The sequence below is a fragment of the Demequina sp. NBRC 110057 genome, from assembly GCF_002090175.1.
Lineage (GTDB): Bacteria > Actinomycetota > Actinomycetes > Actinomycetales > Demequinaceae > Demequina.
Window position 1 is genome coordinate 211,084 of sequence record NZ_BBRN01000006.1, and the last position, 19,935, is coordinate 231,018.

A 19,935-nucleotide genomic window follows, 5' to 3' on the forward strand; every position below is an offset into this window, starting at 1 on the left:
CGATGGGGTGTGCTCGCCCCCTACCGCTCCATCCTGACGCGCCCCGGCGCCTCCGCCTTCGCCTTCTCGGGGCTGCTGTCGCGCGTGCCCATGGCGATGTTCAACATCTCGTTCATCCTCATGGTGCAGATCGAGTACAACAGCTACGAGATGGCCGGCCGCGTCGCCGCCATCGGCATCCTGTGCTGGGCGCTGCAGACCGTTCCCACGAGCCGGCTCGCGGACCGCATCGGCCAGCGCGCCGCCATGATTCCCCTTGCGTCGCTGCACGTGGTGGGCGCCGCGCTCGGCGTGTGGGCCGCCGTCAACGGCGAGCCGGAGTGGGTGCTGTGGGTGGCCGTCATCCTCGCGTCGTTCCAGGGCCCGCTCGGGTCGCTGACGCGTGCGCGGTGGTCGCACATGCTGGAGTCGGACGAGGACATCCACACCGCCTTCGCGCTCGAGGGGGCGCTCGACGAGGTCCTCTTCATCGGCGGGCCCGCCCTCGCGACCATCCTCGCGACCACGGTGTGGCCGGGCGCGGGAATCATCGTCTCCACCTGCGCGATGATCGTGGGCCTCACGGTGCTGCTGTCGCAGCGCGCCACCGAGCCGCCGCCCCGCAAGGGCTCCGGCACGGCGAGCCTCGGCCTGAGGGTGCCCCCGTCGATCATCGCTGTCACCTTCGTGGCGCTCGGCATCGGCACGATGTTCGGCGCACTGGACATCTCGTTCGTCGCCTTCGCCGAGGAGGTGGGCCACAAGGGGTGGTCGGGCCTCGCACTCGGCGTCGTCGCGTTCGGGTCCTTCACCGGCGGCCTCCTGTACGGCACGCGCCACTGGCGCACGCCGCTGTGGAAGCGCCTCATCATCGGTTGCGCGGCCCTCACCGTCGGCATGATCGTGCTCGCGTTCTCGGTGAACCTCGTCATGCTCGCCGCCGTCGGCTTCTTCGCCGGCGTGGCCATCGCCCCCACGCTGACCAACTGCGACACGGTGGTGCAGCGCGTGGTGTCGCGCAGCCACATCACCGAGGGAATGGGGTGGATCCGCATCGGCCAGGGCGTCGGCGTCAGCTTCGGCGCGTGGGCGGGCGGCTGGCTCGTGGATCACCTCGACGCCCAGGCCGGCCTCACGCTGGCCGCGGGCGCCGCCATCGCCATGCTCGGCCTCGCCCTGGTGACCGCACCGGTGATCCGGCGCGGCACGGAGCGGGCCAGCGGCGAGGAGGGCGACGACGCGCCGCCCTCCTCCCTGCATGGGGCCGACGACTGGATCGACGCTCCCCCGGTGCCCCCGAACGCGTAGGTCAGCAGCCGCACTCCTGCGCGGTCGTCGCGGCCGGGGTCGCCTCGCCGTAATACACGTCCACCGCAACAGGAAGCGCATCCGTCTCGGGAGGCGTGAGCCCGGCGTCCTCCGCGAAGGACAGCGGCGCCTCCAGGGACGCCACAAGCGAGGCCGGATTCTCGTGCAGGTATCCGTCGAACGCGATGGTCGAGTCATCCACCCACCACGGCGAGTAGACCTCACCGATGGCATCGTCCTGAGTCACGGGGTAGACCACCGTGGTGTCGTCGGAGACGTCGTACACCACCACCTCGTCCGGCAGCAGTCCGTCGGGCTGGTCCGCGCTGGAGGTGGTGAGCAGTACGCGCGAGCCAGTCGCATCCAACGCCGAACTGGTCACTCCGGGCCACTGTGACGGGCCCATAGCCGACGGCGCGTCCTCCCAGGTCGAGGCCTTCGCCCAACCCTCGTCGGCGGACCAGCGGTAGTAGCCGCCGCCGTTGTCGTTGCGAGCCTCCCACAGTTCGTTTCCGTCGGCGTCGGCCGCGATGAAGGTCTCAGCCTCGGCTGGCTCTCCGCCGATGCTGAACTCCACCTCCTCGAGTTCCCCCGTCCGCAGGTCGTACCGTGCCCCGCCGTCTCGGGACCACAACCTCACCCCACCGCCTGCCTCGTCCCACGAGACGACGCGCGTGTCGTCCCACCACCCGGCGGGCAGCTGCGCGACCTCGAAGTACACGCCTTCGGGACTGTGCAGGTAGAGCACCGCGGGGGGAAGCTGGCCCTCGTATTCGTAGGTCGGCGGGTAGTACAACGCCGCCACCACACCGATGCCCCAGCCGGGTCCCACCTCGTCCCAGATCCAGTCCTCCATGACGTAGGCCTCGGGGTAGTCCGGCACGAGCGTGGGATCCAGCGCGTCGTCGACCTCCGGCATGTCCGCGAGCGCGGGCAGGTCGCCGTTCGCGAGGGACGGCGCCACGCTAGGGCCTGACGATGCCGTGGCAGACGCGGCAGCCTCCGACGATGCCGTCGCCTCCGGTGTCGGCGAGTGGCTTGCCGGCCCCGCCGGCTCGGGAGCCGCGGTGCCGGTGAGGCCCCAGGCGGCCACGCCGAGCACGCCCACGGCCGCCACGGCGCCCACCGAAGTCGCGGCGGCGCGCACGGTGCGGCGCCGCCTCACCCGGCTACGCACCCCCGCGGTCACGTCCGCGCTAGCCCCCGGCGCGCGTGCCGCCTCGTCGCCCAGGTGGGCCGACAACTGTCGCTCGATCTCGTCCATCATGCCCTCCGCTGCTCCACGCGGGCGGTCTCCCGCGCATCGGCCACCACGTCGACTCCCAGCTGCGTGGAGAGTTTGGCGATGCCGTCGTGCACATACCTCTTCACCGACCCGACAGCGATGCCCAAGACCCCCGCCGTCTCCTCGATGCTCAGGTGCTCGAGGTACCTCAGCACCACGCAGGCACGTTCCCGCTCGGTCAGCGTGCCGAGCGCCCGCGCGACATCGGCACGGTGCTCGACCACCAGGTCGGGGCCCGCGCCCGTGTCGGACTCCGAGTAGCCCACCCGTGCGAGCGCTCGCCGCTCCGCGCTGCGCCGGCGCCCACGGTCGATCGCTCGGGAGGCGATGACGCGCCGCACGTAGCTCTCGGCGGCGGGCGTGGTGGGGAAGCGGCGGCGGCGCGAGAAGGTCTCGACCAGCGCGTCCTGCACCACATCCTCAGCGTGCGCGGCGTTCCCCGTCACCATGCGCGCAAACGCGACGAGATCGCGGTACCGGCGCGCCATCAACTCGTCGAGTTGCGGCTCCCACTCAGGCATGTCGTCCCCCTGTGCTCATACCCGTCAAGCGAACGTACTGCCCGGAGGGTTGGGGACGAATTTACGGCGCGCTGGCGAGTGCGGGACCAAGTGCCCATGGGGGTGATCGATGCGGGTCATAGTCTCGTATCAGTCGCACGGTGACACCGCGGTTACCGACAAAAACGTGGCTCAGGCGATCATCCGGGGACTAGATCGCCTGAGCCCACTTCTTCCGGCGATCGGCGCCTCCCGCCCCTCCCCCCGAGGCGCCGGTCCCGGATCTCTTCGCCTCCCAAGGCCGGCACTGCCGCCTCCCTCGCAGCCGGTAGCCTCGCGCCATGACCGCACGCATCGCCATCGTCACCACCGTCGACCTCGCCGAGCCAGACGCGGACGAGCTGCTGCTCCTTCCCCACCTTCCCGAGGCCGAGCTTGTCGCGTGGGACAACCCCGACGTCGACTGGTCTACGTATGAGGTGGCCATCCTGCGCTCCACGTGGAACTACACCGAGCGGCTCGACGACTTCCTCGCGTGGGCGAGCAAGGTTTCCGGACTCACCCGGCTGGTGAACCCGCTCGAGACGATCGTGTGGAACACCGACAAGCGCTACCTCGACGACCTCGCCGCCCGCGGAATACCGGTGGTCCCCACCGCCTTCGTCGCTCCCGGGGAGACGGCCGATGCACTCGCCGGCTCCGTGGTCGTCAAGCCGTCCGTGGGGGCCGGCTCGGCCGGCGCCGCGCTGTTCCACGACGACCCCGAGGCAGCGGCGGCGCACCTCGCCTCGCTCCACGCCGACGGCCGCGTCGCGATGATCCAGCCCTACCTCGCGCAGGTCGACGAGGCGGGCGAGACGGCCCTCATCTACCTGGGCGGACGCTTCTCCCATGCGGCGCGCAAGGCGGCGATCCTGTCCGCCGACATGACGAACTCGACGGGCCTGTACGCGGACGAGAAGATCACCAGGTGCGAGCCCACCGAGGCGGAGCGGGCGCTTGCCGACCGCGTGGTCGCCACCCTGCCGGAGGGCCTCGCTTACGCGCGAGTCGACCTGCTGCCGACGGACGACGGCCCCGTGGTCCTGGAGCTCGAGCTCACCGAGCCCAGCCTGTTCCTCGGCATGGACGACGCCGCCCCCGCCCGCGCGGCGCGCGAGTTCCGCGCTCTGCTGGGCTAAGGCCCGCTAGCGCTTCTGCGCCGGCTGGCCGGTGAAGAGGTCCAGCAGGTACTCGGTCCCACCGCAGTCCGCGACGATGCGGTCGCCGTCGTAGGTGCCGTGACGTGCCCCGTCGACCGGTTCGCAGCCGGGCACGGGCGGGTCGAAGGGCACCTCGGCGGCCGAATCGTCGGACAGGTCCTGGACGATCCAGATCTCGTCCTCGACCTTGCCCGAACCGGGGTCCGTGTATGAGCCGTGATAGACGGCGCGCATCCCCTCCGCGTCGATCCAGGCCTCGAGGCCGTCGCCCGGCCCGAAGCCCTGCGATGCTGCGCGCTCGATGCGCTCGTCGACGAGGGAGTCAACGAACGTCCCGTTGTCCCGCCAGAACACGCCGGTGGAGTACCCGCCCTCGTCGTAGGCGCCCCACAGTTCGAGCCCGTCGGGCTGGGTGCCGATGACCTCGACGTTGCCCACCCCGTCGTCCACCTCATTGGCGTCGGGGACGGCCCCCTCGTCCCAATCGATGATCGCCTCACCCGTGGGCATCACCAGTTCCGTGACCTGCGCGAGGCCAGGGCGCCCACCGCGCCGCATCCACGCGGTGTCCGTCTCGGCATCCCAGTCGACAACGGTCATCCGGTAGTCGTTGCGCAACTCGTCGGTGACGAGGAACAGCTCTCCCGTGGGCGCGACCAGCACGAGCGACTGACGGTCGGCAAGCGACGTGTCCGAGTCTCCCTCGCCCTCGCGAATCACGGTGAGTTTCCAGGAGTCATCGTTGATCTCCCAGATCCAGTCCTCCACCTGGTGCAGGGCGGGGCGTTCCGAGTCCTCACGCTCGTCCTTCACGAGCGGCGGCATCTCGTGGCCCGACTCCTCGAGCCAGGACGGCGTCTCCTGGGATGCCGCCTCGGCATCGGCGGGGGCAGAGGCCTCGACGCCGGGAGCCGACTCCGGAAGGAACCCGTATTCTCCGAGCGCCCAGTACGCGCCGTAGCCCGCGCCGGCGAGGATCGCCACCGTCAGGATCGCACCCACAGGAACCCTGCCCGCATCGTCTCCCCACCGCATGCGACGAGCCTATGGCGAACGGGGTCCCCGCCGTCGACGGCGCACCGCCCCCGCCGCGTCCTGTCGGCAACTCCACATCCACTTGCGCGGCGCGCCGCTGTCCGATTGAGTGGCCCCTATGCCCGTCCCCGCCGTCGAGACCTCGCTGCCCGATCCGCTCACCACCCCCACGCTGGCGCAGCTGCGCGAACGTACCAGCGCCAAGTGGCGCCGGTACGACCCTGACGTGCTGCCGCTGTGGGTCGCGGAGATGGACGTCGAGCTGGCGGAGCCGATCCGCGAGGTCCTCGAGCGCGCCATCACTACGGGCGACATGGGTTACGCCTCCGGCACCGCCTACACCGAGGCGCTCGCGGGCTTCGCGGCGCGCCGCTGGGGCTGGGACGTCTCGCCCGGCCAGATGACCACGGTGGCGGACGTCATCACCGGGTACACCGACATCCTGTGCCTGCTCACCGAGCCCGGCGGGCAGATCGTCGTGAACCCGCCCGTCTACCCGCCGTTCTACTCGTACCTCAAGGCGGCGGGACGGCGCATCGCCGAGGCGCCGCTCGGCGAGGATCTGCGCCTCGACCTTGGCGCGCTGGAGGAGGCGTTCCGCTCCGCGACAGAGGGCGGCGAGGCCGCCGCCTACCTCCTGTGCAACCCGCACAACCCCGGCGGCACCGCGCACACCCGCGCCGAGCTGGAGGGTGTCGCCGCGCTCGCCGAGCGCTACGGCGTGCGCGTGGTGGCCGACGAGATCCACGCGCCGCTGTTCTACGAGGGCGAGACGTTCGTCCCCTACCTGTCCGTCGCCGGCGGCGAGCGCGGCTTCTCCGTGATGGCGGCGTCGAAGGCCTGGAACCTTGCCGGCATCCCCGCGGCCATCGTCATCGGCGGCGCCAAGGCGCAGGACGACCTGGCGCATTACGGCAACTCCGCGCACCACGGCCCCACGCACTTCGGCACGCTCGCGCAGACGGCCGCGTACGAGCATGGCGAGCCCTGGCTCGACGCGCTGCTTCCGAGCCTCGACCGCAACCGCCGCCTGCTCGCGACGCTGATCGAGGAGCACCTGCCGGGAGCGCGCTACACGATGCCGGCGGCGACCTACCTCACGTGGATCGATTGCCGCGAGCTTGACCTCGGCGTGGACCCCGCTGCGCACTTCCTCGAGCACGCGCGCGTGGCCCTCAACTCGGGTCCCACGTTCGGGACGGGCGGGGCTGGCCACGTGCGCGTCAACATCGCAACCCACCCCGACGTCCTCACGGAGGCCGTGCGCCGCATGGGCGCGTCGACCCACCGCGGTTGACCCTCTCCCGTCAGGCGCGCGCCGGCGCGTGCCACACGAGGGTGTAGCGCCACAGCAGCTTCTTGGAGAACTCGCTGCCGGGAAGCAGGCGGGCCGCCTCGTCGCGCACCTGCACGTAGGTCTGCGGAGTGGGCCACACGCATGGCGAGCCATGGTCCCAGTAGCCCTTGAAGAGCTTGTGTCCCTTGTCGACGATGGACGCTGCCATCTCCCGCGGGATGTCCACCGCGCCCGCCTTGGCCATGCCCACCACGAGCAGCACGCCGCCGGGAGCGACGAGCGACTTCAGCCGGGTGAGCCCGTCGACGAGGTCCATGTGGTGAAGCGAGGCACTCGCGAGCACCACGTCGTAGGGCCCCGCGGGGAGCGCGTCGGTGAGCGCGTCGCCCTCGAGATAGGTGATCGATTCCTCCCCCTGGGCGCGGGCGCGGCGGATCGACTCGGCGTCCTCGTCGATGGCAGTGACGGCGAGTCCGTGCTCGGCGAGCCGGCGCGCCATGAAGCCCTCGCCGCAGCCGACGTCGACGGCGGTGCGCGCCCCCGCGGGGATGGCCGCAAGCAGCGCCTCTCCGTAGTGGATGTTGTAGTTGAAGCGCTTGGCGTCGGGCTTGTCGTCGTCGCTCATGCGCCTATGGTGTCAGGTCTCGCACGGCCGATGGGGCACTCGCCCCGTGCGAGAATGCCGCGGTGAGCATGAGCACGGGCACGAGGCTGGGACGCGCCGCCGTCGCGGCGACCGTCGCCACCGGCGTGGCGCTCGGCTCCCACGTGCTCGGAGGAGGGGCGATGCCTGGCCTCGCCGGCGTCGCGGTACCCCTCGCGCTGTCCTTCGCCCTCTGCATGCAGCTCGCCGGCCGGGCCGTCTCTGCCTGGCGCACGGGCCTCGCCGTCACCGCGAGCCAGGCGCTCTTCCACTGGCTGTTCGTCGTCGGCGCGGGGTCCGTCACCCTCGGCGGCGGCGCGCACGCCCACCACCTCGAGGCCGGCTCCCTCACCGTCGCCGCCGGCGCCCACGGGTCGCACGGCGGCGGGGTCATGTCGGTCGCCCACCTCGTGGCGGCGGCCGTCACCACCGCGGCGCTCGTCCGCCTCGACTGGGCGCTTGCCCGCGCGGGCCGCGCTCTCGATCACGCCGTCGCGGCGCTCGTGCGGACCCTGGTGCCGCCTCGTCGCCAGGCCCACCACCGCGCCGTCGTCCTCACGGCCCCCGTCTCACTTCCGCGCCCCGCCGTCCTCGCCGGCGGCATCGGCCTGCGCGGCCCTCCCGTCAGGTGACCTGAACCCGGCACTCGCCGGGCGCATCGGCCCGCCACCATGGCCCGCCGATCCCTCACCGTTTTCCCCGGGGCGGTCTGCCCCTGCCTGACTGGAGCCTTTCATGAACGCTGTCCGTACCCCCGCGCGCCTCGTCGCGCTGGCCGCCATCGCGACCCTGTCTCTCGCCGCCTGCTCGTCCGACTCCGACGCGGAGGCGACGGCCGATGCCGCGGCAAGCGGCGAGATCACCATCACCGACCCCTGGGTCAAGACCGTCGAGTCGGGCATGACCGCCGCATTCGGCGAGCTCGTCAACGGCACCGACGAGGCGGTCACCCTCGTGTCCGCCGAGACGCCCGCGTCGTCCGAGACCCAGCTCCACGAGACGCTGTCCGACGAGTCCGGCGGCATGTCGATGAGCGAGAAGGAGGGCGGGTTCGAGATCGCCCCCGGCGAGAGCCTGACCCTCGAGCCCGGCGGCAACCACCTCATGCTGATGGACGTCACCGAGCCCATCGAGGCCGGCGCCCAGGTGGAGTTCACGCTCACCTTCGAGGACGGGTCGACCTTCGAGTTCACCGCCGACGCCAAGGACTACACGGGCGCCCAGGAGTCCTACGCGCCCGAGGAGGACATGGAGATGGACATGGGGTCCGATTCCTGATGTCTCGCGACGCGACTGATACCGGTCGCGGGCTGAGCCGGCGGGGGTTCCTCTTCGGGGGAGCCGCCGCCGGCGTCGGCGCGGCCGTCGCCCTCGGCGTGGAGCGGACCCTTCCCGCCCAACGCCAGGCGGAGCTCGACGCTGCCGGCCTCAATGGCGCGCGCACCGTCGCCTTCCACGGGGAGCACCAGGCGGGCATCGACACCCCGATCGCCTCCCACGCGACGTACCTGGGGCTCGACCTCCACGACGACACCGACCGAGCCGCGCTCGCGCGCATGATGCGCGTGCTCAGCGACGACGCTTCCCGCCTCACCGCGGGCGAGGGCGCGCTGGCGGACACGGAGCCCGAGCTCGCCACCGTGCCCGCCGCCCTCACCGTCACGTTCGGCTTCGGCCCCGAGCTGGTGCGGCGCGGAGGCGGAGCCTCGGCGGTGCCCTCCTGGCTGGGCGCCCTCCCGGCCTTCGACATCGACGCGCTCGAGGACCGCTGGTCGGGCGGTGACCTGCTCATCCTTGTCAGTTCCGACGACGCCGTCACCGTCGCGCACGCCGTCCGGATGCTCCTCAAGGACTCGCGCTCCTTTGCCACCCTGAAGTGGCGCCAGGACGGGTTCAGGCGCGCCTACGGGTCCGAGGTGTCGGGCACCACCATGCGCAACCTCTTTGGCCAGGTGGACGGCACTACCAACCCCGAGCCGGGCACCGCCGACTTCGATCGCGTGGTGTGGGCCGGCGACGGCTGGCTCGCCGGCGGCACCTCGATCGTGCTGCGCCGCATCCGGCTCGACCTCGACGTGTGGGACGAGGTGGACCCGGTCGCGCGCTCCTTCTCCGTGGGCCGAGACATCCACACGGGGGCGCCGCTCACGGGCACCCGCGAGGCCGATGAGCCGGACTTCGAGGCCACCACCGCGGCGGGCAACACTGTCATCTCGCCGGTCTCGCACATCGCGCGTTCGCGTCCGGTGGACTCGCGCGAGGTGATCTTCCGGCGCGGCTACAACTACGACGTCGCCCCCACCGGGGACGGGGTGTCCGAGTCGGGCCTGATCTTCGCGTGCTTCCAGGCCGACGTGGATGCGCAGTTCGTGCCCATCCAGCGGCGCCTCGCCGAGGGCGACCTGTTGAACACCTGGACCACCCCCATCGGCTCAGCGGTGTTCGCGATCCCGCCAGGTTGCGAGCCAGGCGGGTACGTCGGCGAGACCCTGCTGGGCTGAGCGCGAACGGTCACGGCGCGGTCACGGGTGAGTCACGGACTCGCCGCGGCGGTTGCCGTGACCGTGCACAGCGGCGCTACCGTGGAGCGCATGACCATGATGGCGACGCCGGTGGCGGAGGTCGAGGTCGACGAGCCGCTGGTGCGGGCCCTGCTCGCCGATCAGCATCCCGACCTTGCCAAGCTGCCGCTCGGCGAGACGGTGCAGGGCTGGGACAACACCACGTTCCGGCTGGGCGAGGCGCTTGCGGTGCGCCTCCCGCGCCGCGCCATCGGCGCCCAGATCGCCACGACCGAGCTCGAATGGCTGCCGCGCATCGGCGCCCACTGGACCTTCCCCGCGCCCGTGCCCCGGCGCGTCGGCGAGCCCGGCCACGGCTACCCGTGGCGCTGGTCGGTGGTGCCGTGGATCGACGGCGCCGACGCCTACGACGCGCCGCTGGGGGTGGAGGGAGCGCGCGACCTGGGCCGCGCGCTCGCGCAGGTGCACGTGGCCGCGCCGGACGACGCGCCGCGCAATCCGTACCGCTCGCTGAGCCTCGCCGAGAAGGCGCAGGTGTTCGGGGACAGGCTCGCGACGGCCGAGGCCGCCGGGCTCGTCTCGGACCCTCCGCGGTTGCGCGCGATGTTCGGCGCGGCGATGGGCGAGTCGGACGACGGCCCGGTGACGTGGTGCCACCTCGACCTGCACGGCGCCAACATCCTGTCGCGGCGCGGTCGCCTGGCGGGCATCCTCGACTGGGGAGACGCGGCGGCGGGCTCGCCTGCCACCGACCTGGGCCAGGCGGCGATGCTGGTGGGGGCGATCGACGTGGGGCCGATGCTCGACGCCTACCTGGGCGCGTGCGCGCCCGAGGTGGCCGCCTTCGTGGGCTCCGCGCTGGGCAGGCGCCGCATCCGCGCCGAGGCGGCGCACTACGCCCTCACCCTCGCGTGCATGGAGGAGGAGCGGTACCGCACCGCTGGCATCCGCGCGCTCGCATACCTGCGCCAGCACCCGCGCTGAGACTCAGGAGTCGACGGCGCGGGCAATCGCCCTGGCGCGCCTCGCGTCCCTGCGCAACTGAGCCTCGCGGGCATCGGGCGCGGTGGTGAGCAGGTCGACAACGGCCTGCTCGAGCGCGGCCTGGATGGCGGCGTCCCGCGCGCCGGGCGAGAGTTCCTCGCCGTGCTCTCCCAGGGCGTCGAGCACAGGCTCGATGGTCACGCCGTCCTCCCACAGGTCCACGACACGCGGGTCCACGTAGGAGGCGCGGGCGACGGCGGGGGTGTTGCCCAGCTGCGCCGCCACCTCCCGCATCACCCCGGCGACCACCTTCTTGCGTGCCGTCGCCGAGAGGTCCTCGGCGGCATCGGCCGCCCCGAGCGCCTGGGCAGCGATCACCGTCCCGTGCCACGTGCGGAAGTCCTTCGCCGACGCATCGGGCTGCACCACCATCTGGATGTAACCGTTGATGTCGTCGCTCGCGAGGTCCCGCCACCGCACCGGATCCGTGGAGACCCGGTAGGCGAGCAGCTCGTCGCCGTCCCCGGAGCGGCGCTTGAGGGTGGAGATCGCGGCGGCCACCTCCGGGTCGCGCACCACGACGTGACGGTCCTTTCCCGACTTCGCCACGTAGTCGAAGGTCACCTCGTCGCCGCTCACGCGCGCATGCTCGCGCAGCACCGTGGCGAGGCCGTACGAGCCGTTGTCGGCCGCGTAGCCGGCGCCGCCGATCCTGAACAGGCCGCGGTCGAGCAGCCGGAATGCGATGCCCAGCACGTGCTCGCGGGACAGGTCGTCGCGGGCAGCGTCCGCATCGGCCACCGCCCTTGCCGCGGGAAGGCCGGCCGCCACCTCGAGGACCCTGGTGTGCTTGGCGCGGTCACGCCGCTCGCGCCACGCGGGGTGATAGAGGTACTGGCGGCGGCCGGCCTCGTCGGTGCCGAGCGCCTGCAGGTGGCCGTGGGGCTCGGGGCAGATCCACACGTCGGTCCACGCCGGCGGGATGGCGAGGGCGTCGATCCGCTCCCGCTCGGCGCTGTCGCGCAGCGTCCTGCCGTGCGGATCGCGGTACGTCCAGCCGCGACCGGAGCGGCGGCGGGTGATACCCGGCTCGGAGGGGCGGGAGCGGCGAAGGCGCGGCATGAGACGACGGTAGGCCGATGCGCCCGCCGTGTCGCGCGACCGGCCGTGAGTCCCGCGCGAGGGGGCCTGGGGCGGGCTAGCGTGGTGACATGGACGCCGCCTTTATCCCGCTCGAGACCGAACGCCTGACCCTGAGGCCCATGACGCTTGACGACGCGGAGGACATGGCCGAGCGGCGATCGGACACCACGACGGCCCAGTACCAGGCATGGAAGGCGCCGTACTCGGTGGAGCGCGCGCGTGACCTCATCGCCGACCTCATGACCAGGCAGGGCCCCACCCCGGGCGCCTGGTATCAGCTGGCGGTGGTGCGCAAGCGCGACGGCAAGGTGCTCGGCGACGTGGCGCTGTTCCTGTCGGGCAACGCCCGCACCGCCGAGGTGGGTTTCACGCTCCATCCGTGGGCGCGCGGCCACCACTACGCCACCGAGGCCACCGCGCGGCTCGTCGACTACGCGGTCTTCGACCTCGGCGTGCACCGCATCGAGGCGTGTACCCACCCGCACAACATCGCGTCCGTGCGGGTACTCGAGCGCATCGGCTTCCTCGCCGAGGGCATTAGGCGCGAGGCGTACTGGGTCGAGGACGAGGTCTCTGACGACGCCATCTACGGGCTCCTCGCGCGCGAGTGGATTTCCCGCCGAGAGCAGGACTGATACTCGCCACGAGGCTCCCGCGGAAGGCCCTTCCCGGGCGGCCCTCGCCACACTAGCCTGGCGGGATGCCGACGTACTCCGACGCGGAGCCGCTGTACATCCCCGACGAGATGGTGCGGGCGCTCATCGACGAGCAATGCCCCGACCTCGCCGAGTTCGAGCTGGGGCGGAGGTACACGCTCGAGGACCACTTCGCCATCAGGATCGGCGACGAGCACGGCGCGATCTTCTCGCGGCTGCCCGGCTACGACTCGCTATTCGCGCGGGTGACCGACGTCATCGCGCAGCAGAGCGCCGGCTGGTCCTTCCCGTCCTCGCTTCCCGTCCGCACCGGGCGCCCCGGCCACGGCTACCCGTGGCATTGGGTGGTCGTGAACTGGATCTCTGCCTCGACGGCGGGGTTCGTCCCGCTTCACCAGCCCGCGGCGCGCGCCGTCGGGGCTGCGCTGAGGGAGATTCACCGGCCCGCGCCCGCGGGTAGCCCCCTCAATCCGCGCTCCGGGGTAGGCCTCAGGGCGTGGCGCGGCGAGTTCGAGCAGATGCTCGCCCATGCCGTCGCGCACGGCGCTCCCGAGAACCGCGAGCTCGACGCGGACGCCACCCGCGCCATCTTCGAGCGCGGCTGCACTGCTCCGATCGACACCGAGCCCGCGTGGACCCACGGCCGCCTCGAGCCGCGCGCGATCATGTCCGACCAGGGAGCCTTCGCCGGCCTGTTGCTGTGGACCAACTTCGGCGCGGGAGACATCGCGCAGGACATCGGCTTCGTGGGAACGGTGCTGGGCGCCGACATGCGCGAGGACTTCTTCGCCGCGTACGGCGACATTTCCGACGCGACGGTGGCCCGCGCGCTCGCGTACCTGGTCTACGCCGCGCTGCGCTACATCGAGGTCGACGACCCGTTCCTGCTGCGCATGGCGTGGGAGCGCCTGATCGAGCTGGGAGTGGTCCACGAGGCCTAAGACGGTCACACCACCTTCCTGGCGGTATATGCACGGCGGGCGGGCGCGCCGGATCGCGTCTTCGCGGTCGATTTCCGGCGCTGCGGCGCCCGGCCACGCACCACCCGGACGGCCGATGCCTGCCGAGCCCTGGCATCGGGCACTCACCAGAAATCGACCGCCAGGATGGCGATGCGGCCGTCACCCCGCCGTGTCTCTACCGCCACGGGGTGGGGACGTGGCCGGGGGCGGGGACGTGGGCGGGGGCGCAACGCCACGGCCCGGGAGCGCTCCGTGACAGACTGACCCGCATGGACATCTACGAGACCCCGCTGCCAGGCATCGGCGTCCGCTACGAGTTCCAGGCCGACAGCGGCGACCACGTCGGCGTGGTCGTCCGCCGCGACGGCAAGCGGGACTTCGCCCTGTACGACCGCGAGGACCCCGACTCCTGCCGCGGCACCGTCGAGCTGTCGGAGTCGGACTCCGCCGCGCTCGTCGAGCTGCTCGGCGGCACCTCCATCACCTCGCGGCTCGACAAGTTGCGCCACCAGATCGACGGCCTCGCCATCGAGTGGGTCACCATGCCAGCGTCCGGCGGGCTCACGGGCCGCACCATCGCCGACGGCCGCATCCGCACCGAGACCTCCGCCTCCATCGTCGCCGTCATCCGCGGCGAGGACGGCAACCCCGGCCCCGGCCCCGACTTCCTGCTCCAGGCGGGCGACACCGTCCTCGTCATGGGCTCGGACACCGCCGTCCGCCAGGCCACCGCCATCCTCGTCGGCTGACCGCCCATGCCGCCGCTGCCCCTCGAGGTGCTTCCCGAGCCGGAGGTGAGCCACGCGGGATCCGTGCTCATCGAGCTCGGGATCATCCTGCTGGTGCTCGCCGGCCTGGGGCGCCTCGCCGCTCGCATCGGCATCCCCTCCATCCCCCTGTACCTGCTCGCCGGCGTGCTCATGGGAGACGGCGGGCTCATCCCCGTGTCAGCGGGCGAGGAGTTCCTCGAGGTGGGCGCCGAGATCGGCGTGGTGCTGCTCTTGCTGCTCCTGGGGCTCGAGTATTCGCCCCAGGACCTGCGCAACGGCCTCAAATCCAATTGGGTCGCGGGACTCGTCGACGGCCTCGCCAACGGCGTGCCCGGCTTCGCCGTGGGCCTCATGCTGGGCTGGTCGCCCACCGCGTCGCTGCTGCTGGCCGGCGTCACCTACATCTCCAGTTCCGGCATCATCGCGCGCCTGCTCGACGACTTCGACCGCGTCGCCAACCGCGAGACCCCCGTGCTGCTGTCCATCCTGGTGATGGAGGACCTCGTGATGGCGGTCTTCCTCCCCATCACCGGCGTGCTGCTGGTGGGGGCGACGCTTGCCCAGGGAGCCCTCGCCGCTGGCATCGCGCTGGGCCTGGTGTTCCTCGCCTTCGTGGTGTCACTGCGGTTCTCCGAGCGCATCTCGCGCCTGGTGCACTCACACTCGCGCGAGCTCCTGCTCCTCACCGTGCTCGGCCTCACCTTCCTGGTGGCGGGCCTGGCCGATGCCGTGCAGGTGTCCGCCGCCGTGGGCGCCTTCCTCCTTGGCCTCACCCTGTCGGGACAGGTCGCGGACGACGTGCGCGGCCTGTTGCCGCCCCTGCGCGACGTCTTCGGCGGCCTCTTTTTCGTGTTCTTTGGCCTCAGCATCGACCCCCGCGACCTCATCCCCGTGCTGCTTCCCGCGCTCGGCCTCGCGCTCGTGACCGCGGCGACCAAGATCGCGACGGGGGTGTTCGCGGCACGGCGCAACGGCATCGGCCCCAAGGGCCAGTGGCGCACGGGACTGTCCCTCATCCCTCGCGGCGAGTTCTCGATCGTCATCGCCGGCCTCGGTGTAGCGGCGGGAATCGAGCCGATGCTCGGGCCCTTCTCCGCCGCGTATGTCCTCATCCTCGCCGTGGTGGGATCGCTCGCCATGCGCTTCGCGGACAGGATCCCGTCGCCGCTCAAGGCTCCCGCCGCCCGCGTCCCGGCGGGGGGACGCGTCGTGTCGCGTCCTCCGCGCACCTGAGGCGCGTGGCACCATAGTCGCGTCGGCACACGCAGGGCCGATGCGCCGGCTACGTCGCGCAGGTGGTGTAGCAACGCGGTGGTCACCCGCCGCCGGTCCCCACCCGGGCCGAGCATCCGCTCCCCTCGCTCAAGGACATCCCGTTCTTTAGGTGGTCTCGTGCCGTCCCTGTCCTCCCTCGCCGCGCGCCTCCGCGCGACCCTCAGGCGCCCCCGCGCCGCGACCGGCGCCCCCGCGGGGCCGATGCTCGTGGAGCCCGTGGGCCCCCTCACCGACGCCGACGTCGCAGAGGTGCGCGCCCTGCTCGACGAGGCTGCCAAGCGGCTGAAGGACGACTGACCCGTGCCGGGCGCGCACCCGGCACAATAGGGGCGTGATCCGACCCGCCACGCTCGCCGACGCCGAGCGCATCGCCGCCATCTACCACCCCTACGTCACGGACACCGTCATCACGTTCGAGACGGAGACGGTCACGCCCGGCGACATCAAGGCGCGCATGAAGGCGGTGTGGGACAAGGACCTTCCCTACCTTGTCATCGAGCACGAGGGCAAGGTGATGGGCTTCGCGTACGCCGCCCCGTACCGGCCCAAGGCCGCCTATCTGCACAGCGTCGAGACCACCATCTACCTGGACCGCGAGGCCGCGGGCAACGGGCTTGGCGGGCGCCTGTACCGCGCGCTGATCGTCGCGATGCGCGCCTCGCACGCGCACACCGCGATCTCGCTGATCGCCCTGCCGAACGAGGCATCGGTGGCGCTGCACCGTGCGACGGGTTGGCGCGAGGTCGGCGTGCTCACGGAGGCCGGCCAGAAGCTGGGCCGCTGGATCGACGTGGGCTACTTCCAGCTCGACGTCTCGTAGGCGACTCGAGTGCTGCCCTTGCGCGGCGAGTGTGACATACGTCACGATGGACGCGTCGCGGCAGCCGCTGAGGGGTGTCGCCAGGCGGCCGAGGGGGACTTGCCATGGGGGACGTGCGCATCCGCGCCAGGGACGATGCAGGGATGACTCTGCCTGAACTGCTGGTGGTGATGGCGATCGTTGCCGTCCTCGTCGCAGTGGCGCTGCCCCTGTTCTTCAATCAGCAGGCGAAGGCGTACGATTCCGCGGTGCAATCCGACCTCACCAACGTCGCGATCGCGGTGCGTGTCTACGTGGACGAGTCCAGCACGGTGCCGGCGATCACGGCCGATGGAGACGGCTACGTGCTCGACGGCGACGCCCTCCCCACCTCGCCTGGCGTGATCCTCACCGCCATCTCCGGCGGGCTCGACGACTACTGCTTTGCCGCCACCCACCCCAGCGGTAAGACCGCCAAGGAGGTGGGCTACCACTACACGGTGCACGGCGGCATCAAGGAGGGCGGCTGCCCCACGGCGACGGCAGCCAGCAGTTAGTCGCGGGGCTGGACGCTAGGCGGACCGCACCACCTCCGTCGCGGCCATCATGTGCGCGAGCGACGCGCGCGTCTCGTCATAGCCGCGGGTTTTGAGGCCGCAGTCCGGGTTGACCCATAGCTGCCTGCCGGGGATCGACTCCTTGGCGAGCGCGAGGAGCTCGGTGACCTCCGCTGTCGAAGGCACGCGCGGCGAGTGGATGTCCCACACGCCGGGACCGATCTGCCGCTCGTAGCCGTGGCTCCTGATCGCCGGCAGCACCTCCATCCGCGAGCGCGCCGCCTCGATGGACGTGACGTCGGCGTTCAGCCCGTCGATCGCGTCGATGATCTCGCCGAACTCCGAGTAGCACAGGTGGGTGTGCACCTGCGTGTCGTCGTTCGCGCCCGAGGTCGCCAGGCGGAACGCGTTCACCGACCATTCGAGGTAGGCGGCCTGGTCGGCCTTCTTGAGCGGGAGCAGTTCGCGCAGCGCGGGCTCGTCCACCTGGATGATGCCGATGCCTGCCGCCTCGAGATCCGCGATCTCGTCGCGCAGGGCGAGCGCCACCTGGTTCGCGGTGTCGCCGAGCGGCTGGTCGTCTCGCACGAATGACCACGCGAGGATTGTCACCGGGCCGGTCAGCATCCCCTTCATGGGCTTCGCGGTCAGCGACTGGGCGTACTCGGCCCAGCGCACCGTCATCGGAGCGGGACGCGTCACGTCACCCCACAGGATCGAGGGGCGAGTGCAGCGCGAGCCGTACGACTGGACCCAGCCGTTGACGGTGACGTCGAACCCGTCGAGCAGCTCCGCGAAGTACTGCACCATGTCGTTGCGCTCGGCCTCGCCGTGGACCAGGACGTCGAGGCCCAGGTCCTCCTGCAGCCTCACGACGGAGGCGATCTCGTCCCTCATCGCCTGCTCGTAGTCGGCATCGCCAAGCTGGCCCTTGGCCCACGCGGCGCGAGCCTTGCGGATCTCGGGTGTCTGCGGGAACGAGCCGATGGTGGTGGTCGCCAGTTCGGGGAGGCCGAACCTGGCATCCTGGGCGGCGGCGCGGATCGAGTACGCGGGGCGCTCGAGGTCCGCGGGGGAAACCGCCGCCAGGGCCGCGCGCACCTCGGCGCGGCGGGTGCCGGGGTGAGCGGCACGGGCGGCGAGAGCGTCACGCGTGGCGGCGAGGGCATCGGCCACCGACTCCTCACCCCCGGAGCGGGCGGCGGCGAGGGTGACGACCTCCGCGACCTTCTCGTCGGCAAAGGCGAGCCACGAGATCAGCTCTTCGCCCAGGTGCTCCTCCCCCGCCAAGGTGTGCGGGACGTGGAACAGGGAGGTCGACGAGGACACGGCGACCGTGGCCCCGAGCGCGGCCACGGCGTCGGCCTTGCGCAGCGCAGCGTCGAGGTCGGTGCGCCAGATGTTGTGTCCGTCCACGACGCCGGCCACGACCGTCACGCCGGCGAGGCTCACGTCGGTGGGGATGGCGCCGCGGACAAGGTCCATGCCGATGGCCTCGACGCCGGCCTCGACGAGCACGGGGAGCGCGTCGGCCAGGTCGTTGTACGGGGCGGCGACGAAGATCGCGGGGCGGTCGGCGGCGGACACGAGCGTGTCGTACACCTTGGCGGCGCCCGCGAGCACCTCGGCGCGGTCGGCGTCGATGTCGGCCACGAAGACCGGCTCGTCGACCTGCACCCACTCGACTCCCGCGGCCCGGAAGGCGGCGAGCAACTCGACGTAGACGGCAAGCAGGTCGTCGAGGCGGTCGATGGGACGGTAGCCCTCGCCCGCCTCGTCCGAGGCCTTGGCGAGGTACAGGAAGGTCAGCGGGCCGGTGATGACGGGGCGCGTCACGTAGCCGGCCTCGCGCGCCTCGAGGAACTGGTCGACCCAGCGGGTGCTCGACAGCGCGAAGGTGGTCTCGGGCCCGATCTCCGGGACCAGGTAGTGGTAGTTCGAGTCGAACCACTTGGTCATCTCGAGCGGGGCGTCGTCGCCCTTGCCGCGGGCGATCGTCGAATAGCCCGCGAGGTCCACCGAGCCGTCGGCGGCGCGCAGGTCCTCGAAGCGCGTCGGGACGGCGCCGAAGGTCACGGCGGCGTCGAGCACGTGGTCGTAGAACGAGAAATTCGAGGGGATGGACGAGTCGGCTTTCCCCAGGCCCAGCTCGGCGAGGCGCGCGAGGGTGGCAAGGCGCAGGTCCTTGGCGGCGGCCTCGAGCTCGGCCTCGGACGTGGCGCCCTTCCAGAAGGACTCGATCGCCTTCTTCAGCTCGCGCATGCGGCCGATGCGGGGGTAACCCAGGATGGTGCCGCCGGGGAAGACGGTGGCGGCGGAGGTGGCAACAGCGCTATCTGACATGGGGAGATTCCTCATGGACTCGGTGCGCGGCGGGCTCGCCATTGCGCTTGGTCGACGCGTCACGGCGCCGAGCGTGCGTTTTTGACTGTAGCCCGATACGGAGCACCCTGCTCGGGACCAAGGAATCTGGCGCATCCCGGTGGTGTTGTGAGATGGCCCGGCGATCGCGTCCGGGGTCCGATGCGAGGATGGAGCCATGGCAGAAGAGGTCACCCAGAAGCAGGTCACGCTCACCCGCGAGGCGGAGGGCGTCTACGTCGCCCGCAATCCCGCCGGCGCCGAGTACCGGTTTGGCTACAACGTCGACGGCGCGCTCAGCGCCGTCGAGCTCCTCATGGTCGCGATCGCGGGCTGCTCCGCGACCGACCTCGACATGATGACGTCGCGTCGGGCGGAGCCCACCAAGTTCGACGTCACCACCACCGCCGACAAGGTGGGCGGGTCGACACCCGCCATCCTGCGTGACATCGACGTCGCCTTCGACGTGGCGTTCCCCGAGGGTGCCGATGGCGATAAGGCGCGCGCCCGCGTGGCCGCCGCGCTGAAGTCGGCAGAGGAGCGCACCTGCACCGTGTCGCGCACCGTCGTTCACGGCGCCGACGTCACCCTGCGCGAGGTCTAACCTCCGCGCCGCGCCCCGCGGGTCACTGAGTGCGCAGTTTCGCGCGAAAACAC

21 protein-coding genes are annotated in these 19,935 nt (G+C 71.6%); 15 read left to right on the top strand and 6 right to left on the bottom strand.

Annotated features, from left to right (window positions below; genetic code table 11):
- The first annotated feature begins 9 nt into the window (after positions 1–9).
- Complete coding sequence (locus B7K26_RS11785; RefSeq protein ID WP_084079399.1) at positions 10–1,287, top strand: MFS transporter; 1,278 nt, start codon at positions 10–12, stop codon at positions 1,285–1,287.
- 1 nt (position 1,288) lies between these two features.
- Here the strand turns inward: B7K26_RS11785 and B7K26_RS11790 are convergent, their stop codons facing one another.
- Positions 1,289–2,554 carry a hypothetical protein gene (locus B7K26_RS11790; protein WP_143340696.1) on the bottom strand — a complete coding sequence of 422 codons (1,266 nt, stop codon included), beginning with the start codon at positions 2,552–2,554 and terminating at the stop codon, positions 1,289–1,291.
- On the bottom strand, positions 2,551–3,093 hold the full coding sequence (locus B7K26_RS11795; RefSeq protein ID WP_084079401.1) for a sigma-70 family RNA polymerase sigma factor: 543 nt from the start codon (positions 3,091–3,093) through the stop codon (positions 2,551–2,553). The genes B7K26_RS11790 and B7K26_RS11795 overlap by 4 nt, the downstream gene beginning before the upstream one ends.
- A 320-nt stretch (positions 3,094–3,413) precedes the next feature.
- Here B7K26_RS11795 and B7K26_RS11800 point away from each other — a divergent pair, with 320 nt between their 5' ends.
- Positions 3,414–4,253: a RimK family alpha-L-glutamate ligase gene (locus B7K26_RS11800; protein WP_084079402.1), complete on the top strand. Its 840-nt coding sequence runs from the start codon at positions 3,414–3,416 to the stop codon at positions 4,251–4,253.
- Positions 4,254–4,259: 6 nt separating this feature from the next.
- Here B7K26_RS11800 and B7K26_RS11805 read toward each other — a convergent pair whose 3' ends face one another.
- Positions 4,260–5,309, bottom strand: a complete 1,050-nt coding sequence (locus B7K26_RS11805; RefSeq protein WP_143340697.1) for a hypothetical protein — start codon at positions 5,307–5,309, stop codon at positions 4,260–4,262.
- Positions 5,310–5,427: 118 nt separating this feature from the next.
- Between B7K26_RS11805 and B7K26_RS11810 the strand changes: the two genes are divergently transcribed.
- The gene (locus B7K26_RS11810) at positions 5,428–6,606 is read left to right on the top strand and encodes a MalY/PatB family protein (RefSeq protein ID WP_084079404.1); all 1,179 of its coding nucleotides are present in this window, start codon (positions 5,428–5,430) and stop codon (positions 6,604–6,606) included.
- Positions 6,607–6,616: 10 nt separating this feature from the next.
- On the opposite strand, the gene B7K26_RS11815 is transcribed toward B7K26_RS11810, so the two are convergent.
- Positions 6,617–7,231: a bifunctional 2-polyprenyl-6-hydroxyphenol methylase/3-demethylubiquinol 3-O-methyltransferase UbiG gene (locus tag B7K26_RS11815; protein WP_084079405.1), complete on the bottom strand. Its 615-nt coding sequence runs from the start codon at positions 7,229–7,231 to the stop codon at positions 6,617–6,619.
- Between the two features lie 62 nt (positions 7,232–7,293).
- Between B7K26_RS11815 and B7K26_RS11820 the strand changes: the two genes are divergently transcribed.
- From B7K26_RS11820 to B7K26_RS11835, 4 genes are all read left to right on the top strand, one after another.
- Positions 7,294–7,881, top strand: a complete 588-nt coding sequence (locus tag B7K26_RS11820) for a hypothetical protein (protein WP_375537583.1) — start codon at positions 7,294–7,296, stop codon at positions 7,879–7,881.
- Between the two features lie 103 nt (positions 7,882–7,984).
- On the top strand, positions 7,985–8,527 hold the full coding sequence (locus tag B7K26_RS11825) for a copper chaperone PCu(A)C (protein WP_084079407.1): 543 nt from the start codon (positions 7,985–7,987) through the stop codon (positions 8,525–8,527).
- Positions 8,527–9,750, top strand: coding sequence for a Dyp-type peroxidase (locus B7K26_RS11830; protein ID WP_084079408.1), 1,224 nt, complete (start codon positions 8,527–8,529; stop codon positions 9,748–9,750). The genes B7K26_RS11825 and B7K26_RS11830 overlap by 1 nt, the downstream gene beginning before the upstream one ends.
- Before the next feature lie 90 nt (positions 9,751–9,840).
- Positions 9,841–10,755, top strand: a complete 915-nt coding sequence (locus B7K26_RS11835; protein ID WP_084079409.1) for a phosphotransferase — start codon at positions 9,841–9,843, stop codon at positions 10,753–10,755.
- A 3-nt stretch (positions 10,756–10,758) separates the two neighbouring features.
- Here the strand turns inward: B7K26_RS11835 and B7K26_RS11840 are convergent, their stop codons facing one another.
- Positions 10,759–11,877: a DNA topoisomerase IB gene (locus B7K26_RS11840; RefSeq protein WP_084079410.1), complete on the bottom strand. Its 1,119-nt coding sequence runs from the start codon at positions 11,875–11,877 to the stop codon at positions 10,759–10,761.
- 89 nt (positions 11,878–11,966) lie between these two features.
- Between B7K26_RS11840 and B7K26_RS11845 the strand changes: the two genes are divergently transcribed.
- From B7K26_RS11845 to B7K26_RS11875, 7 genes are all read left to right on the top strand, one after another.
- Complete coding sequence (locus B7K26_RS11845) at positions 11,967–12,533, top strand: GNAT family N-acetyltransferase (protein ID WP_084079411.1); 567 nt, start codon at positions 11,967–11,969, stop codon at positions 12,531–12,533.
- Positions 12,534–12,598: 65 nt separating this feature from the next.
- A complete protein-coding gene (locus B7K26_RS11850) occupies positions 12,599–13,495 on the top strand; it encodes a phosphotransferase (protein ID WP_084079412.1) in 897 nt (298 codons plus the stop codon).
- Positions 13,496–13,785: 290 nt separating this feature from the next.
- Positions 13,786–14,265: a cation:proton antiporter regulatory subunit gene (locus B7K26_RS11855; protein ID WP_084079413.1), complete on the top strand. Its 480-nt coding sequence runs from the start codon at positions 13,786–13,788 to the stop codon at positions 14,263–14,265.
- A gap of 6 nt (positions 14,266–14,271) precedes the next feature.
- A complete protein-coding gene (locus B7K26_RS11860; protein WP_084079414.1) occupies positions 14,272–15,519 on the top strand; it encodes a cation:proton antiporter in 1,248 nt (415 codons plus the stop codon).
- 159 nt (positions 15,520–15,678) lie between these two features.
- Entirely contained in the window at positions 15,679–15,858 is a 180-nt protein-coding gene (locus tag B7K26_RS11865) for a hypothetical protein (protein WP_084079415.1), read from the top strand.
- A 34-nt stretch (positions 15,859–15,892) separates the two neighbouring features.
- Complete coding sequence (locus tag B7K26_RS11870) at positions 15,893–16,381, top strand: GNAT family N-acetyltransferase (protein WP_084079416.1); 489 nt, start codon at positions 15,893–15,895, stop codon at positions 16,379–16,381.
- Between the two features lie 104 nt (positions 16,382–16,485).
- Positions 16,486–16,917, top strand: a complete 432-nt coding sequence (locus tag B7K26_RS11875) for a prepilin-type N-terminal cleavage/methylation domain-containing protein (RefSeq protein ID WP_084079417.1) — start codon at positions 16,486–16,488, stop codon at positions 16,915–16,917.
- Between the two features lie 15 nt (positions 16,918–16,932).
- Here the strand turns inward: B7K26_RS11875 and metE are convergent, their stop codons facing one another.
- Positions 16,933–19,260 (bottom strand): 5-methyltetrahydropteroyltriglutamate--homocysteine S-methyltransferase, encoded by a 2,328-nt coding sequence (metE, locus tag B7K26_RS11880; RefSeq protein ID WP_084079418.1) that lies wholly within the window; start codon positions 19,258–19,260, stop codon positions 16,933–16,935.
- A 196-nt stretch (positions 19,261–19,456) separates the two neighbouring features.
- Between metE and B7K26_RS11885 the strand changes: the two genes are divergently transcribed.
- Positions 19,457–19,882 carry an OsmC family protein gene (locus tag B7K26_RS11885; protein ID WP_084079419.1) on the top strand — a complete coding sequence of 142 codons (426 nt, stop codon included), beginning with the start codon at positions 19,457–19,459 and terminating at the stop codon, positions 19,880–19,882.
- Positions 19,883–19,935 lie beyond the last annotated feature (53 nt).